Source organism: Kitasatospora sp. NPDC004614 (assembly GCF_042873675.1).
GTDB lineage: Bacteria > Actinomycetota > Actinomycetes > Streptomycetales > Streptomycetaceae > Kitasatospora.
Window position 1 is genome coordinate 320098 of sequence record NZ_JBIALR010000003.1, and the last position, 15023, is coordinate 335120.

The 15023-nt window shown below is 72.1% G+C and carries 15 protein-coding genes; 7 read left to right on the top strand and 8 right to left on the bottom strand.

Features of this window, described 5'->3' with window-relative positions:
- Positions 1 to 53: 53 nt before the first annotated feature.
- Entirely contained in the window at positions 54 to 1370 is a 1317-nt protein-coding gene (locus ACFYST_RS10880) for a hypothetical protein (protein WP_387861382.1), read from the top strand.
- 24 nt (positions 1371 to 1394) lie between these two features.
- Here ACFYST_RS10880 and ACFYST_RS10885 read toward each other — a convergent pair whose 3' ends face one another.
- From ACFYST_RS10885 to ACFYST_RS10895, 3 genes are all read right to left on the bottom strand, one after another.
- Positions 1395 to 1982, bottom strand: coding sequence for a TMEM165/GDT1 family protein (locus tag ACFYST_RS10885; RefSeq protein ID WP_387643300.1), 588 nt, complete (start codon positions 1980 to 1982; stop codon positions 1395 to 1397).
- Between the two features lie 219 nt (positions 1983 to 2201).
- Entirely contained in the window at positions 2202 to 2999 is a 798-nt protein-coding gene (locus tag ACFYST_RS10890; protein WP_387643298.1) for an ABC transporter permease, read from the bottom strand.
- A 1-nt stretch (position 3000) separates the two neighbouring features.
- On the bottom strand, positions 3001 to 4584 hold the full coding sequence (locus ACFYST_RS10895; RefSeq protein ID WP_387861384.1) for a dolichyl-phosphate-mannose--protein mannosyltransferase: 1584 nt from the start codon (positions 4582 to 4584) through the stop codon (positions 3001 to 3003).
- A 259-nt stretch (positions 4585 to 4843) separates the two neighbouring features.
- Between ACFYST_RS10895 and ACFYST_RS10900 the strand changes: the two genes are divergently transcribed.
- Positions 4844 to 5899: a MerR family transcriptional regulator gene (locus ACFYST_RS10900; RefSeq protein WP_387861386.1), complete on the top strand. Its 1056-nt coding sequence runs from the start codon at positions 4844 to 4846 to the stop codon at positions 5897 to 5899.
- 64 nt (positions 5900 to 5963) lie between these two features.
- On the opposite strand, the gene ACFYST_RS10905 is transcribed toward ACFYST_RS10900, so the two are convergent.
- Positions 5964 to 7238, bottom strand: a complete 1275-nt coding sequence (locus ACFYST_RS10905) for an MFS transporter (protein ID WP_387643293.1) — start codon at positions 7236 to 7238, stop codon at positions 5964 to 5966.
- A gap of 140 nt (positions 7239 to 7378) precedes the next feature.
- Between ACFYST_RS10905 and ACFYST_RS10910 the strand changes: the two genes are divergently transcribed.
- Positions 7379 to 7942 (top strand): MarR family winged helix-turn-helix transcriptional regulator, encoded by a 564-nt coding sequence (locus tag ACFYST_RS10910; protein WP_387643291.1) that lies wholly within the window; start codon positions 7379 to 7381, stop codon positions 7940 to 7942.
- A 103-nt stretch (positions 7943 to 8045) separates the two neighbouring features.
- On the opposite strand, the gene ACFYST_RS10915 is transcribed toward ACFYST_RS10910, so the two are convergent.
- The 3 genes from ACFYST_RS10915 to ACFYST_RS10925 form a co-directional block, all read right to left on the bottom strand.
- Entirely contained in the window at positions 8046 to 9821 is a 1776-nt protein-coding gene (locus ACFYST_RS10915) for a glycosyl hydrolase family 18 protein (RefSeq protein ID WP_387861388.1), read from the bottom strand.
- 269 nt (positions 9822 to 10090) lie between these two features.
- On the bottom strand, positions 10091 to 10630 hold the full coding sequence (locus tag ACFYST_RS10920; protein WP_387861390.1) for an FxLYD domain-containing protein: 540 nt from the start codon (positions 10628 to 10630) through the stop codon (positions 10091 to 10093).
- 29 nt (positions 10631 to 10659) lie between these two features.
- The gene (locus tag ACFYST_RS10925; protein WP_387861391.1) at positions 10660 to 11223 is read right to left on the bottom strand and encodes a DoxX family protein; all 564 of its coding nucleotides are present in this window, start codon (positions 11221 to 11223) and stop codon (positions 10660 to 10662) included.
- A gap of 118 nt (positions 11224 to 11341) precedes the next feature.
- Here ACFYST_RS10925 and ACFYST_RS10930 point away from each other — a divergent pair, with 118 nt between their 5' ends.
- Positions 11342 to 11659: a barstar family protein gene (locus tag ACFYST_RS10930; RefSeq protein WP_387643285.1), complete on the top strand. Its 318-nt coding sequence runs from the start codon at positions 11342 to 11344 to the stop codon at positions 11657 to 11659.
- A 17-nt stretch (positions 11660 to 11676) separates the two neighbouring features.
- The gene (locus ACFYST_RS10935; RefSeq protein ID WP_387861392.1) at positions 11677 to 12315 is read left to right on the top strand and encodes a MarC family protein; all 639 of its coding nucleotides are present in this window, start codon (positions 11677 to 11679) and stop codon (positions 12313 to 12315) included.
- A gap of 9 nt (positions 12316 to 12324) precedes the next feature.
- On the opposite strand, the gene ACFYST_RS10940 is transcribed toward ACFYST_RS10935, so the two are convergent.
- Positions 12325 to 12759, bottom strand: a complete 435-nt coding sequence (locus ACFYST_RS10940; protein WP_387643282.1) for an Lrp/AsnC family transcriptional regulator — start codon at positions 12757 to 12759, stop codon at positions 12325 to 12327.
- A gap of 165 nt (positions 12760 to 12924) precedes the next feature.
- Between ACFYST_RS10940 and ACFYST_RS10945 the strand changes: the two genes are divergently transcribed.
- Positions 12925 to 13752 (top strand): tryptophan 2,3-dioxygenase, encoded by an 828-nt coding sequence (locus ACFYST_RS10945; RefSeq protein ID WP_387643280.1) that lies wholly within the window; start codon positions 12925 to 12927, stop codon positions 13750 to 13752.
- 11 nt (positions 13753 to 13763) lie between these two features.
- Positions 13764 to 14993 (top strand): kynureninase, encoded by a 1230-nt coding sequence (gene kynU, locus ACFYST_RS10950; RefSeq protein WP_387861393.1) that lies wholly within the window; start codon positions 13764 to 13766, stop codon positions 14991 to 14993.
- The last annotated feature ends 30 nt before the right edge of the window (positions 14994 to 15023 follow it).

Here is a 15023-nt window from a genome sequence, read left to right on the forward strand (position 1 = left end):
GGATGGTCCTGCATAATCACTGCGTTCGTTTCCGACCCGAGGAGGACCGGCCGATGCCGGCAGACCGCTGCCCCAGCTGCGGCACCGTAGGGCCGGCCGGCAGCTGCGCGTGTCACGCCTTCTCCCCGGCCGAGCAGACCGCGGTCCTCCCGCCGCTGGACGGCCCGCACCTGGTGCGCCCGTACGTCGCCGACACCCCGGTGCTGATGGAGCCCGGCCACCCGGCCGCCGACCCGTTCGGTACCCAGGTCGGCCCGCCGCCGGTGCAACCGATCACCACCCAGGCCGGCCCACCGCCCGTGCAGCCGATCACCACCCAGGCCGGCCCACCGCAGCCGTCCGCTCCCGGAGCCGTCCCGCCACCGCCGCCCGGCCGGGCGCCGCACGTTCCGCAGGCCGCCAGCCCGTTCGCGCCGCCGGCAGCTCAGTCGGACGCCGCCGCTACACAGCTGCTGCCGCCCGTCCAAACACAGGGCTCGCCCGCCCCGTTCCAGCTCGGCCGGGTGGTCCCGCCGCCACCCCAGCCCGAGCCGCCGACCGCGCTGATCCCGCCGATACCCACCGACCCGGGGACGGCGGCCACCGCGCTGATCCCCCCGATACCCGCCGGCCCCGACCCGGCCACCACGCTGCTCCCTCCGGTCCCGGACGACCCGAAGCCTCCGCCGGCCGCCGACCTGGGCCTGTTCGGCTTCCACGACGACGAGTCGGCCGCGCCGGTCAGCCGGACGGAACGCCGTTCGCAGCGGCGGCGCAGTGCCGACCGCAAGCGGCTGGTGATCGCGGGCGGCGCGGTGGGCGTGACGGCGCTGGCCGTGAGCATGGCGATGCTGCTGTCCTCCTCGCCGGACAGCGTCGACCACGCGCTGCCGGCGCCGACCGGCCCGGGGGTGGCCTCGTCCGCCGCGACCACCCCGAGCGCGCCGCCGAGTGGCGAGGCCTCCCCGGACGCGTCCGCGAGCGCGGACAGCCCGTCGCCGACCCGCAGCTCCGCCCGCCCGTCCCAGAGCGTCGCCACCAAGCCGGCGACCGCCCCGACCACCGCCCCGCCCGAGCCGACGTCCGCGCCCCCGACCAGCCCGTCGTCCTCGCCCTCGCCCAGCGCGAACCGGACGCTGCGGCGGAACGACACCGGGCCGGACGTGGTGCAGCTTCAGCACCTGCTGATGAAGGCCGCCTGCATGCCGGTCAACTGGCTCGACGGGGACATCACCGACAAATACCAGCCGGGGTTCGGCGCCCAGACGCAGAGCGCACTGATGAATTTCCAGTGGAAGTACCGCAGCAAGCTGAAGGGCATCGAGCCGGGCGTCTACGACCCACAGACCCAGGCCCTGTTGCAGGAGATGGCCCAGAACCCCAAATGCTGAGCCCGGCCGCTGTCCGACGACGCGTCAGCCGGTGATCGCCTTGAACAGGCTGAACCCGGCCAGTGCGATCATCGCCAGCGCGGCGATCCGCACGATGACCTTCATCGGCACGTGCCGCAGCAGCTTCTGCCCGCCGACGATGGCGATGCCGCCGACCGCGCACAGCGCCAGCCAGGAGCCCAGGCCGACGGCCAGCGGATCGGCGTACTTGGCGGCCAGGTTGGCGGTCATGATCTGGGTGAGGTCGCCGAACTCGGCGACGGCGACGATCACGAAGCTGGTACCGGCGACCTTCCAGAACGAGTTGTTCGCGGGTTCCTTGGCCTCGCCCTCCTCGTCCTCGTCCTCCTTGTGCCAGAGCAGCATGCCCGCGCCGACCAGGAACAGGACGCCGGACACGCCTTCCACCCAGCGCTGCGGCAGCAGGGCCAGCAGGCTGCCGGCGACCAGGGCGAGCGCGACCTGCAGGGCGAACGCGGCGGCGATGCCCGCGAACACGTAGCTCGCCCGGTACTTGGTGCCGAGGACCAGGCTGGCCAGGGCGGTCTTGTCCGGCAGTTCGGAGAGGAAGATGATGCCGAACGTGAGCGCGGCGATGGTCAGGCTGTTCATCGGATGCGGGGGTCTTTCGGTCTCGTTGCCGCCGGCCCCGGGCACCCGTGGAAGGGGACGCCTCGGCCCGGCAGCACTGGTTCATGGTCACAGCGCTGCGGCCGAAGGTCTCGCCGACACCCCGTGAGGTGCCCCGGGCGCCGGGCTCGTCCGCGGGGGGACGGGCCGGTATGTCGACGGTCCGGTGGAGGGCTACTCCCCTTCAACAACCCGGCGAGTTTACCGGCTGCCGCCCGGGCCGCCGACCAGTCCCCGGCCGACCAGTTCCAGCACGGCGGTGACTGCGACCGCCTCCACCGCCAGCAGCGCGACCAGCACGAACAGTTGCACCGCACCGGCCTGGACGGGCGTCGCGCCGCCGAGCAGCATGCCGACGAACGCGCCGGGCAGGGTGACCAGTCCGACGGTGCGGGTCTGGTCGAGGGCGGGCACCAGCGAGGTCGCGGCGGCGGTCCGGCAGATCTCCAGCCGGGCATCGCGCTCCTCGAAGCCGAGGGCCAGCGCGGCCTCCACCTCGCCGTGCCGGAGCCGCAGTTCGTCCAGCGCCCGCCGCCCGGCCAGCGACGTCGCGGTGAGCGCCCCGCCGATCAGGATGCCCGCCACCGGGATCACGCTCAGGCCCTTCGGCGGCAGCAGCCCGGTGACGGCCAGCAGGAGCAGCACCGGCAGCACCCCGGCGGCGATCGGCACCGCCGCCCACGCCCACTCCCACCGCCCGCCGCGCCCGTCCCGGCCCTCGCCCATCCGTCGGCCCGCGGTGCGCACGGCGACGGCGAACATCAGCAGCACGAACAGCGCGGACGCCCACAACGAGCGCACCACCCAGGCGATCACCAGCGCGACGGCCGCCAGCTGCACGGCCGCCCGCGCCCCGGCGCGCAGCACCGCCCGCCCGTGCCCGAGCCCGCCCCGTCCGGCGACCAGCGCGGCCACCGCGAGCAGCACCGCGCACGCCACACCGAGCGGCCAGGTGACCGGCAGCAACTGCGAACCCCCGCCTGCGGAAAGCAACTTCACCTCAGATCCAACTGGTGAACCACATCCGCGCACGCCACTCGGACATCGGGATCACCTCCGCCGTGTACAGCGGATAGAAGTACGCGAAACAGCCGACGATCGCCAGCACGATCAGCCCGGCCCCGGCCGCGCCCCACCGTCGCCGGCGCGGCGCACTGCCCTCCGGCCCGAGCATCGCTCCGAGCAACTGCGCCACGGCCAGGCAGAGGAACGGCACCAGCAGCACCATGTAGAAGGAGAAGGTCGTCCGCTGCTGGTACTGGAACCACGGCAGGTAGATCGCGGCGACGCCGGCCAGGATCGCGCCGGAGCGCCAGTCCCGCCGGAAGAACCACCGGTACAGCGCGTACGCCAGCGCGAAGCACGCCGTCCACCACAGGAACGGGGTGCCGAGCGCCAGGATCTGGCTCGCGCAGCCCTCGGCGGAGTGGCAGCCGTGCTGCCCGTCCGGCACCTGCTGCCAGTACATGGACACCGGTCGGCCCTGCACCAGCCAGCTCCACGGGTTCGACTGGTAGGTGTGCGGGGACGACAGGCCGGTATTGAAGTCGTACATCTGCGCGTGGTAGTGCCACAGGCTGCGCAGCGGCGCCGGCACCCAGCTCATCGACACCTGCGGCAACGGGATGTCCACCAGCGGCGTCCGCGCGGGGGACAGCCCGGCCCGGCCGTCCGCCCACTGCCGGCCGTAACCGCCCGTGGTCGCCAGCCAGCCGCTCCACGCCACGACGTACACCACCAGCGCGCTGCCCACCATGGACAACGCGGCCGGCCACAGATCGCGCCGCAGCATCGCCCGCCACGCCCGGTGCGCACCGGCCGCCCGCCGCCCCGCCTGGTCCCACAGCAGAGCGAGGACGGTGAACACCGCCAGGATCTGCAAGCCGTTCCACTTCACCGCGGACGCCGCCCCCAGCAGTACCCCGGCACCCACCCGCCACGGCCGCACCCCCAGCCGCACCTCGTCCCCGGCCCGCCCGCCCTCCGCCCACGCCGCCCGCAACAGCCCGCGGACGCGGTCACGGTCGATCAGCAGGCAACCGAACGCGGCGAGCACGAAGAACGCGGAGATGCCGTCCAGCAGACCGACCCGGCTCATCACGAACTGCAGCCCGTCCACACCCATCAACAGCGCCGCGACGCACCCCAACAGCGTCGAGCGGAACAACCGCCGCCCAATCCTGGCCAGCATCAGCACACTCACCGAGCCCAGCACGGCCACCATGATCCGCCAGCCGAACGGGTGCAGACCCCAGAAGTGCTCCCCCACCGCGATCACCCACTTGCCGAGCGGCGGATGCGCGACGAACGCCGGCGCCTGGCTCAGCGGGATCACCTGCGGCACCCCGAGAATCAGCTGATTCGCGTTGTCCGGCCAGACCGCCTCGTAGCCCTGCTGCAGCAGCGACCACGCGTCCTTCGGGTAGTACGTCTCGTCGAACACGAACGCATTCGGATACCGCAGCCCCCACAACCGCAGCACCCCCGCGAACACCGCCACCCCAACAGGCCCCCACCACCGGAACCGGTCCCGCCCCACCGCGACCCCCACGACCGCCCGCCGCGACTCGACCGCCAGCGCCATACCCGCCCCGTCCGCCCGCCAGTTGACGACATGTCCGCAATGTCCCGATCCTAGCGGCCGCGAAAGGCAGGCGAGCGCGAAGACAGGGGCGCGTGGGGGCACCTCCCAGCCCGCTAGGGCTGGGGGAGAACTGCGCGAAGGGGAACGCACCCACGGGAAAGATCGCGACTCCCGACGATGACATGCACGTGCGGGCGACCCAGCAGCACTTCCGCCACAAGCCTCCCGGCTACCGTTTGACCCTCGACCAGGTCGAGGCATGAGTGTCTACCGCGTGGAGAACAGAATGCGCAGCATCGGCGAACTGGCCCGCGCCAGCGGCCTGAGTGTCAGCGCCCTGCGGTTCTACGACGGCGCGGGCATCTTCGTCCCGGCCGCCGTGGACCCGCACTCGGGGTACCGCTGGTACGCGGACGAGCAGCTTCCGGACGCCCGGCTGCTCGCCCGCCTACGCCGTGTCGGAATGCCGCTGGCAGGTCTCACCCGGGTACTGACCGGCACCCCGGCCGAGGCCCGTGCCGAACTGGACGCGCACTTGCGCCGGCTGGAGGACGGCCTGTCCGATGCCCGCCGTGAGCTCTCCACTGTCCGTGCACTGCTCGACTCGAGGGAGTTCCCCATGCCGCAGACCCGACTGACCGTCCCCGCCGCCCGCCTCGCCGCCGCGCTGGACGCAGTCCGTTTCGCCGCCCCGTCCGACACCGCCCTGCCCGCCGTGGCGGGGATCTTCCTGGACGCGGAGGACGGCGTCCTGCACCTGGTCGCCACCGACCGCTACCGGCTGGCGGTCGCCGACTGCCCGGCCACGCTGGACGGCCCGGCCGCCTCCGCTCTCCTGCCGACGGCTCTCGCGGACGCCGCCCGGGCCCTGCTCGCCGACGCCGACGAAGCCGAACTCGTGCTGGACGGGGCACAGTTCACCGTCCGCGCGGCCGGCCGCGAGCTCTCCGGCGAGCGCGCCGACCACGACTTCCCGGACTACCGCCGCCTGCTGCGCCTGGAGCCCACCCACCGCCTGACCCTGACGGCCGACCAGCTGCACAGCATGCTCGCCACCGCCGAGCCGTCCACCGCGACCCGCACCCAGGACGGCATCGACTTCCCCGTCACCGCCGTCACCGCCACCGCCGCCGACGCCCTCCCGGGCACCTCCCCCGCCGAGCTCCTGGTCCACGTCAACCGCGACTTCCTGCTGGAGGCGGTCGGCGGCGCCGACCAGCTGGTCCTCGAACTGACCGGCCCCATCGCCCCGTTGGCCATCCGCTTCCCGTCCCGCGAGGACACCTTCTCGCTCCTGATGCCCACCCGCCGCTGACCGCGCCGAACGCGAAGAAGGCCGCCCACCCGGGGAGATTCCCGAGTGGGCGGCCGGCGGCACGTCAGGCCACCGCCTCCAGCTCCCGCAGCTCGCGCTGCGGCACGTTCAGCACCCGGACGTTGTCCTGCGCGGGCGTCAGGAAGCCGCGCAGGCGGAAGGCCAGGGCGACGATCAGCAGGGTGCAGAAGGCCATCGAGGCCAGGTAGAGCGGCCAGGTGCCGGAGCCGACCAGCAGGACGCCGACGGCGGGGCCGACCGCGACGGCGGTCTGCTTCACCAGGGCGTAGCCGGAGTTGTAGGTGCCGAGCAGCCGGGCCGGGGCGAGGTCCGCGACGATCGGGCCCATGGTGGGGGCGAGCAGGGACTCGCCCACGCCGAACAGGGCGTAGATCGCGACGATGGCGACGGTCGCGGCCATCTGGTCCTCGCGGATCAGGCCGGCCACCAGGGCCATGCCCCAGGCGGCGAGCCAGACCACGCCGGCGGCGGCCATCGCGGTGGTGCGGCGGCGGCGCTCGGTGATCCGGACGACGAACATCTGGAGCAGCACGATGGTCAGCGCGTTGGCGCCGATCGCCAGGCCCAGCGTGGAGGGCGCGAGGCCGACGGTGGAGGTGGCGAATGCGGCGACGCCGGACTCGAACTGGCCGTAGCAGGTGAAGAAGATCAGCCCGGCGAGCAGGCACAGCCGCAGCATCGCCTTGTCGGCGACCAGCGTCCGCAGCCCGCCGTTCCTGCCGGCAGCGGCCGCGGCGGCCGGCTCGACCTCCGCGTCGGGCATCTTCGCGGTGCCGGTGACGGCGGCGAGGCCGAGGAAGGTCAGCGCCTCGATGGTGAACAGCCTGGTCATGCTGGCCGGGTCGGCGGTGTGGGCGATCAGGCCGCCGACCAGCGCGCCGACGCCCATGCCGAGGTTGACCAGGGTGAACTGCAGCGCGAAGGCGCGGGAACGCTCGGCCTTGCGGGTGCAGCGGACGATCATCGTGGCGAGCGCGGGCTGGCAGGTGGTGACACCGGCGCCGAACAGGAAGGAGGAGATCAGCAGCGTGGGCGTGCTCGCGGCCTGGCCGAAGGCGAACGCACCGGACGCGGCCATCGCCGTGCCGGCGAGCAGCACCGGGCGCGGGCCGTACCGGTCGATGCCGCGGCCGGTGAGCGGCAGCACGGCGAACGCGGCGAGCGCGAACACGGTGAACACCGCGCCGGCCGCCACGGAGCCAAGGCCACGCACCTTGTCCACGTACACGAACATGTACGGCAGCGTGAAGCCGCTGCCGAACGCGCTGAGCGCGTTGCCGATCTGGACGCGACGCAGTCGGCCGCCCCACTCCTTCACTTGGCACCCCTCGAAGACTCCGAAAGCCGGCCCCTGTGGCCGTCACTTCAACCCGTAAGATTTCAGAGCTAAAGTCTAAGCATAGAAACCTTAACGCGTCAAAGGCTTAACAGCTGCACGATGCGTGGAACAATGACCCCATGAGCGCACGCAGAGCGGAGCCCGACTCCGCCACCGAACTCGGCATCGCCGAACAGGTGGCCCTCTACCAGCGGGAGTTCCCCACCGTGGACCCCCAGGTGGAGACCATCGTCTCCACCCTCTCCCGGCTCAACCGCCGGATGAACGTGGCCTACAGCCGCCAGCTGGCCACCCTCGGCATCACCAACGCCGAGTGGGAGGTGCTCAAGGCTCTGGTGTTCAGCGGCAGTCCGTACCGGCTCGGCCCGGGCGAGCTCGCCAAGCGGCTCGGCCTGACCCCGGCCGCGATGACCCACCGGATCGACCGGATGGTCAACGACGGCCTGGTCACCCGCGAGCGCGATGAGGCCAACCGGGTCCGGGTGATCATCGAGCTCACGCCGACCGGCCGCGACAAGTGGATCGAACTGATGCGGATGGCCGCGGTCTTCGAGGCCGACCTGCTCCAGGACGTCTCCACCGAGGACCGCCCCGAGCTGGCCGCCACGCTGACCCGGATGCTGCGCCGGATCGAGGAGTCCCAACCGGACGCCCTCGGCCGCACCGACGACCTGACCTGCTGACGGCCGGTCGACCGGGGCGGGGCAACGCAACGAGGGGCGCATGGAGAGTGATCTCCCTGCGCCCCTCGTTCGTCGAGCGGGCTACTTACCGGTCAGCGGTCGGTCAGCACGGGCCGTTGTCGGTCCAGGTGCCCCACTGGCCGCTCAGGCTCGGGTCCTCGTTGGTGGTCCACCACTTGTTGGTGTAGTAGTGGCCCTTCCAGGAGACCTTGGTGGCCGTGGCGTACACGGTGGCCGCGTTCCAGCTCGGGGCGGCGGAGCAGGCACCGGTGGTCGGCGACTGCGACGGCGAGGCCGAGGTCGACGGCGAGGCCGAGGCGGAGGTGGACGGCGACGGGCTGGCCGACTGCGAGGCCGACGGCGACGGGGCGGCCGGGCAGTTCGCGGCGGAGCCGTTGGTCGCGCTCACCATCTTGTCGAACAGCGCGGTCTGGGTGCCCAGGTCGTACATCGAGAAGGCGAACGAGCCGCCGAGGCCGTTGCAGTGCGCGTAGTCCAGCTTGGCCTGGATCGACTGGGCGTTCTCGCCCGACCAGAAGGTGGTGCCGTCGTAGAAGTACGCGGCCTTCGCGGCGTCGTCCCAGTAGGTGTAGGCCGGGTTGTCGACGAAGCCGTTGAGCTCCTTGTACATCTTGATGCCGTTGACGTTGCCCGAGTAGCTGCCGCCGGCCGCCGGGCCGGTCGCCGGCTGGAACAGGCCGTGGCTGTTGCCGGCGGTGACGCCGGTCCAGCCGCGGTAGTAGAACGGGACGCCGACGTTGATCTTCTTCGCCGGGAAGCCGCCGGGGATGCCGTACTGCGAGTCACCCACGGTGTACGCCTTGATGGCGTTGTCCAGCGAGTACTTCCCGTTGCCGCCCGGAACCGGGTTCATCGGGTCGTTCGGGTTGGTGTAGATCGGGGCCTGGTGGTTGGTCGGGCCCTGGGCCTCCCAACCGCCGTGCATGTCGTACGTCATGATGTCGAGGAAGGTCAGGTACTGACCGATCTTGTCGGTCTCGACGTACTTGATCTTGTCCTGACCGGCGCCGACCGCCGCCGCGAGGCTGTAGGTCTTGCCGTCCGTCTTGCCCTGGGCGTCCAGCTGGCTGCGGAACTCGGCGAGCAGCGAGGTGAAGTTCTGCTTGTCGGCCGGGGAGGAGTGGTTGCCGGTGTGGCCGTTGCCGCCCGGGTACTCCCAGTCGATGTCGATGCCGTCGAAGATGCCGGCGCCGGTGCCCGGACCGCCGTAGCCGCCCTGCACGGGCAGGTTGCCCTTGATGTACAGGTCCATGCAGGAGGACACGAACTTCTTGCGGGACGCGTCGGTGGCCGCGGCGTCGGAGAAGTACTTCGAGTAGGTCCAGCCGCCGATGGAGAGCAGGACCTTGAGGTTCGGGTTCTTCGCCTTCAGCTTCTTCAGCTGGTTGAAGTTGCCGACGATCGGCTGGTTCCAGGTGTCGGCCACACCGTCGACCGAGGTCGTGGTGTCGAAGGTCTTCTGGTAGTCGGCGAAGGAGTCGCCCGCACCGTCACCCGCGTTCGGGTTGTTCTCGTCCTGCGAGGCGGCCTTGTTGGCCTCGAAACAGGTGAGGTTGGTGGGGTCGATGTTCCCGAAGTCGTAGATCAGGTAGTCGAGCTTCCCGGCGGCGCCGGTGTCGTTCATGGTCTTCAGGTAGTAGCCGTTGGTGTAGATCGACCACTGGTCGAAGTAGGCCACCTTGATGCCACCGCTGGTGGCCGGCGCACCGGTCGAGTTGGTGGGAGCCGCCTGGGCGGTGCCGCCGGTCAGGGCCAGGGTGCCGCCGAGCAGCAGGAAGGCCGCCGTGCCGGCCGCGAGCGCGGCCCAGCTCTTGGGGCGCCGCCGCGTGGGCGACTGGGGGGAAACGGAACGAAGCATGGCTGCGAGACTCCTGGTTGTGGGGGTCCTGACAAACCCGGATACGAACCGTGCGAGGTGGGGCCGCACAGCCAGGGGCATGACAGGGGGAATCGAGCGTTGGCCTGCACAAACGCCAGGGCCGGGATAAGCCGAACCGGCGCCGGTGGTCTGAACCACCGGCGCCGGCCCAGGGGCTCCCTGCACCTGCCAAGTAAAATGGACTAGACCAACTCGACCGTCAAGAGCGAGATCTGACGCTTACGCCACGCTTAAGGTTCGGTGTCCGATCAGTACCTCAGCGCATTCGCCACCACAGGCGTCACGGGAGCGTTCAGCGAACGGTTGCTGTGTGCCGTGGCCTGCGCAGTCGCCCCGGGCGCGACCTCCGGGACGTTCACCACGGTCGCGTCGAGCAGGTTTCCCGACGCGTCGTCGAAGTTGACCTGAATCGTGTACTTGCCCGCCTGGGAACCGTGGTTGGTGACCGTCACCGGCACCGAAAGCTTCCCGTCCGACCCGGTGGTCGCCATCCCGAGCGCCACGTCGCCCTTCACGTTCAGCCCGCCCTTGACGCTCGCCAGCGCGGAGGACGCGACGGCCTGCGCGGAAGACGCGGCGGCCTGCGCGGAGGCGCCCAGCGAGGCCGCCGCCGAGCCGAGCGCGGCGCTGGCCGATCCCAGCACCGACTGCGCCGCCGAGGCCGCAGCCGAGGCTGCCGCCGAGGTCGCCGCCCCGGACGTCTTGCCGCTCGACGTGCAGCCCGCCAGCGCCGCCGAACCCAGCAGGACCGCCGCCAAGCCCGCGGCCACCCGGATCTGTCGCTTCATCAGTGATTCTCCCTGTCTCGTCACGGCGCTCAGGAGAGCCCGGTGCCGTTCTCGCGGGCCGCCTCGTCCGCGGCCCTGGCCTCCCGCCTGCGCACCACGTCCTGGCGGCGCTTCACCACCGCGACGGCGCCCAGCGCGCTCGCCCCGAACGCCAGCACGCCCAGCCACGGGCGGCCCAGCGCGTGCCCGGAGGCGGCGTCCAGCGAGTAGCAGCCCGGGCCGGTGATCGCCAGCGCCAGCCCGCAGGCACCCAGCAGCGCCGGGTACTCGTAGCCGCCGCCGTGCGCGAAGAACCCCGCCGGGGCGTGCACCGCGATCGCGCCCGCCATCGTCCCGGCGACCACCGGCCCCGCCACCGGGGTGGCCAGGCCCACCGCGAGCAGCGCACCGCCACCCGCCTCGCCCAGGCCCGCCGCCAGCGCGTTGCGCTCGCCCGGCTCGAAGCCCATCTGCTCCATGGCGGCGGCGGTGCCCTCCAGCCCGCCGCCGCCGAACCAGCCGAACAGCTTCTGCGCGCCGTGCGCGAACAGGACACCGCCGACGACCGCGCGAAGTGCCAACAGACCGAGATCCTTGCGGTGCAGACTGGTCATGGTGTTGCCCCTGGTGTGGAAGAGAAGTCCGTAGGGCCCATCCCAGCGTGCGCACCGCCCCCGCTCGACCCGGCGAACCCATCCGGGCGACCCGCCCCACCCCGCAGGGAGACTCCCGATGCCCACCGCACCGCAGCCACCCGAGTACGTCCTGCACGGCGACCGGGTCACCGACGAAAAGACCTTCTGGGCCGAACTCGGCCACGCCGTGCACGCCCACAACGGCTACTACGGCAGCAACCTCGACGCCCTCGCCGACGTCCTGCGCGGCGGCTTCACCCCCGAGCCGCCGTTCGTGCTGATCTGGCGCGACGCCCTGGTCTCCGCCCAGGCCCTCACCCGCCGGGTCACCGGCCCCGACGAGGAGGAACGCTCCTACTTCGACGCCATCCTCGACGTACTGCGCCAGGGTGGCGTCACCGTCCGCCTGCGCTGACCGCCCATCATGGGCGCATGTCGGCGATCAACCTGAGCACCGTCTTCGTCACCTTCTTCGCCGTGGTCGGCCCGCCCAAGGTCCTGCTGGCCTTCGCCCAGCTCAGCCAGACCCGCACCCCGGCCGAACTGCGCAAACTCACCCTGGTGTCCTCGGCGGTCGCCGCCGTGGTCGGCCTGGTGCTGGCGTACAGCGCGGACGTCATGGCGGCGCTGTTCCACATCTCCGACCAGTCGCTGCAGATCGCCGGCGGGGTGATCTTCTTCATCTACGCCGTCGCGCTCGTGCTCGGCATCCATCTCGGCGGCGGCAGCAACGAGGGCCATCTCGACAACCCCCTCGCCGACGGCATCCGCCAGCTGCTGCTGCCGTACGTGGCCAGCCCGCTGGCGATCACCGCGCTGCTGGTCGAGTCGCTCACCCGGGACACCATCGGCTGGCACTCCACCGTCGCCGCCATGTACGTCGCGGTGATCGCCGTGGACTGCGTGTCCGTCCTGCTGCTCGCCCCGCTGCTGCGCGCCAGCCGGCGCACCTCGCTGGAGGTGCTGTCCCGGCTGCTCGGGCTGCTGCTGGCGGCCGTCGGCGTGGAGATGTTCCTGTACGGGCTGGAGAGCCTCGGGGTGCACCTGGCTCCCGCGAAGAACGAGTACTGACAGGCCCTCTCAGGACGCCTGGATCGGCCGCCACGGCACGGGGCTGGACAGGATCATCGAGCTGGTCGGCTGCCCGTAGCTGCCCAGCCTGTCGGTCAGCCGCTCGAAGGCCGGCATGTCGGGGACGCCGACCAGCAGGACGCAGCACGCGCCGCCGGTCACCCGGTGCAGCTGGAACACCTCCGGCCAGTGCGCCACCTCCGGGTCGCGCAGCACGCAGCGCGGGCCGTAGCAGCGCACCGTCACCAGGGCCATCACCGCCGCACCGGCCTTCGCCGGGTCCAGGTGTGCGTGGTAGCCGGTGATCACCCCGTCCGCCTCGAGCCGGCGCACCCGCTCGGCGACGGCCGGCGGGGACAGGTTCACCCGGCGGGACAGCTCGTTGTACGAGAGCCGCGCGTCGGCCTGGAGTTCGGCCAGCAGCAGCCGGTCCACCGCGTCCATCGTCGGCTCCTTTGCGTTCGTCAGGCGATCGGGGCGCAGCACCTTGCGAACGGCAGGCCATTGCCGCCAACCGGGCTACGACGCCCATTCAAGAGCAGGCCGCCGCGCCGCACAATGGTGGCGCCCGCCGCACCCCGGAGCGGGCGGAACCAGGAGGTACCGGCCATGACCGGGCAGACCCACCGGCCCCACCTGCGGTTCGGCAGCGAGCAGGACAGCGGCACGTCCACCCCCTACGCCCGGTACGTGCACCTGACGGAGCTGCACTCGCTCCAGCAGCCCCGCAGCTCGGAGCCCTCGGAGTACACGTTCATCGTCACCACCCAGGTGATGGAGCTGCTGTTCGACCTGCTGCACCGCGAGTGGACCACCGCCCGCGCCGCGCTGCGCGAGGACGACCTGACCGCCGCCCGCGACGCGCTGCGCCGCGGGCACCACGTGCAGGACGTGCTGGTCTCCTCCTGGGACCTGCTGGCCACCATGACGCCCGCCGAGTTCAACGCGTTCCGGCCGGTGCTCGGCGAGGCGTCCGGGTTCCAGTCCTCGGCGTTCCTGCGGCTGGAGTTCCTGCTCGGCAACAAGAGCGAACGCCTGCTGACCATGTACCAGGACTCCCCCGCCGAGTACGACGAGCTGTTCACCGAGCTGCGCACCCCCAGCCTGTACGACGAGGCGCTGGCCGTGCTGGCCCGCCGCGGCCTGGAGATACCCGCGGCCCCGCCCGCCGCCCGCCACGCCCACGACGACACCGTCGAGGCCGCCTGGCGGACCGTCTACACCGACCCGGCGCTGGCCGACCTGGCCCGCCTCGGCGAGGCGCTGCTGGACACCGCCGAGCGGGTCACCCGCTGGCGCCAGCGTCACTACTCCAGCGTCAAGCGCACCATGGGCGGCAAGCCCGGCACCGGCGGCTCCAGCGGCCTGAGCTGGCTCAAGCACACCGCCGACCAGGACGTCTTCCCCGAACTGTGGTCCGTCAGGAACGAACTGTGACAACTCGCACGATGTCTCCCACCCGCGACGAGTGCGTCGTCCGCGACGCCGCCGACCCGCTGCACCCGATGCGCGAGCACTTCGAGCTGCCCGAGGGCGTGCTCTACCTGGACGGCAACTCGCTCGGAGCGCTGCCCCGCCGCACCCCCGGCCACCTGGCGAAGGTGGTCGCCGAGGAGTGGGGCACCGGCCTGATCCGGTCCTGGAACGACGCCGGGTGGTTCCACCAGCCCGGGCGCCTCGGCGACCGGCTCGGCGCGCACCTGCTGGGTGCGGCGGCCGGGCAGGTGGTGGTCTGCGACTCGACCTCCGTCAACCTGTTCAAGGTGCTCGGGGCGGCACTGCGGCTGCGCCCCGGGCGCGGCGCGCTGGTCGCCGAGCGGCACGCCTTCCCCACCGACCTGTACATCGCGGACGGGCTGACCGGGCTGTACCCGGGCACCCGGCCGGTGCTGGTCGACTCGGCGGCGCAGCTGGACGCGGTGCTCGACGCGGACACCGCGGTGGTACTGCTGTCGCACGTCGACTACCGCACCGGTGAGCTGCTGGACATGGCGGCCGTCACCGAGCGGATCCACGCGGCCGGGGCGCTCGCCGTCTGGGACCTGTGCCACACCGCCGGGGCGCTGCCGATCCGGCTGGACGCGGCCGGCGTGGACTTCGCGGTCGGCTGCGGCTACAAGTACCTGAACGGCGGTCCGGGCGCGCCCGCGTTCCTGTACGCGGCGGAGCGCCACCACGCGGCCGCCCGGCAGCCGCTGACCGGCTGGTTCGGCCACGCCCGGCAGTTCGACTTCGAGCCCGGCTTCCGGCCCGCCGAGGGGATCACCCAGTTCCTCACCGGGACGCCGCCGGTGCTGGGCCTGGCCGCGCTGGAGGCCTCGCTCGACGTGTGGGAGCTGGCCGATCCGGCGGCGGTGCGCGCCAAGAGCCTGGAGCTCTCCGACCTGTTCCTGGAGCTGACGGCGGACCTGGACGTCGAGTCGGTGACGCCGCGCCGGCACGAGCTGCGCGGCAGCCAGGTGGCGCTGCGGCACCCGGAGGGCTACCGGATCGTCCAGGCGCTGATCGCCCGCGGGGTGATCGGCGACTTCCGGGCGCCCGACCTGATGCGTTTCGGCTTCACCCCGCTGTACCTGTCCCGGGCGGACGTCTACGACGCGGCGGCGGCGCTGCGCGAGGTGCTGGCCTCCGGGGAGTGGCGCGAGGAGCGGTTCGCCCGGCGCGGCGACGTCACCTGACCCGGGCTCTGGCCTCGGACAGGCCGAACG

Coding starts and splice junctions, on each gene's coding strand:
- ACFYST_RS10880 (WP_387861382.1), top strand. CDS start 54: ATGCCGGCAGACCGCTGCCCCAGCTGCGGCACCGTAGGGCCGGCCGGC.
- ACFYST_RS10885 (WP_387643300.1), bottom strand. CDS start 1,982: ATGAACAGCCTGACCATCGCCGCGCTCACGTTCGGCATCATCTTCCTC.
- ACFYST_RS10895 (WP_387861384.1), bottom strand. CDS start 4,584: ATGGCGCTGGCGGTCGAGTCGCGGCGGGCGGTCGTGGGGGTCGCGGTG.
- ACFYST_RS10900 (WP_387861386.1), top strand. CDS start 4,844: ATGAGTGTCTACCGCGTGGAGAACAGAATGCGCAGCATCGGCGAACTG.
- ACFYST_RS10910 (WP_387643291.1), top strand. CDS start 7,379: ATGAGCGCACGCAGAGCGGAGCCCGACTCCGCCACCGAACTCGGCATC.
- ACFYST_RS10915 (WP_387861388.1), bottom strand. CDS start 9,821: ATGCTTCGTTCCGTTTCCCCCCAGTCGCCCACGCGGCGGCGCCCCAAG.
- ACFYST_RS10920 (WP_387861390.1), bottom strand. CDS start 10,630: ATGAAGCGACAGATCCGGGTGGCCGCGGGCTTGGCGGCGGTCCTGCTG.
- ACFYST_RS10925 (WP_387861391.1), bottom strand. CDS start 11,223: ATGACCAGTCTGCACCGCAAGGATCTCGGTCTGTTGGCACTTCGCGCG.
- ACFYST_RS10930 (WP_387643285.1), top strand. CDS start 11,342: ATGCCCACCGCACCGCAGCCACCCGAGTACGTCCTGCACGGCGACCGG.
- ACFYST_RS10935 (WP_387861392.1), top strand. CDS start 11,677: ATGTCGGCGATCAACCTGAGCACCGTCTTCGTCACCTTCTTCGCCGTG.
- ACFYST_RS10940 (WP_387643282.1), bottom strand. CDS start 12,759: ATGGACGCGGTGGACCGGCTGCTGCTGGCCGAACTCCAGGCCGACGCG.
- ACFYST_RS10945 (WP_387643280.1), top strand. CDS start 12,925: ATGACCGGGCAGACCCACCGGCCCCACCTGCGGTTCGGCAGCGAGCAG.
- kynU (WP_387861393.1), top strand. CDS start 13,764: ATGTCTCCCACCCGCGACGAGTGCGTCGTCCGCGACGCCGCCGACCCG.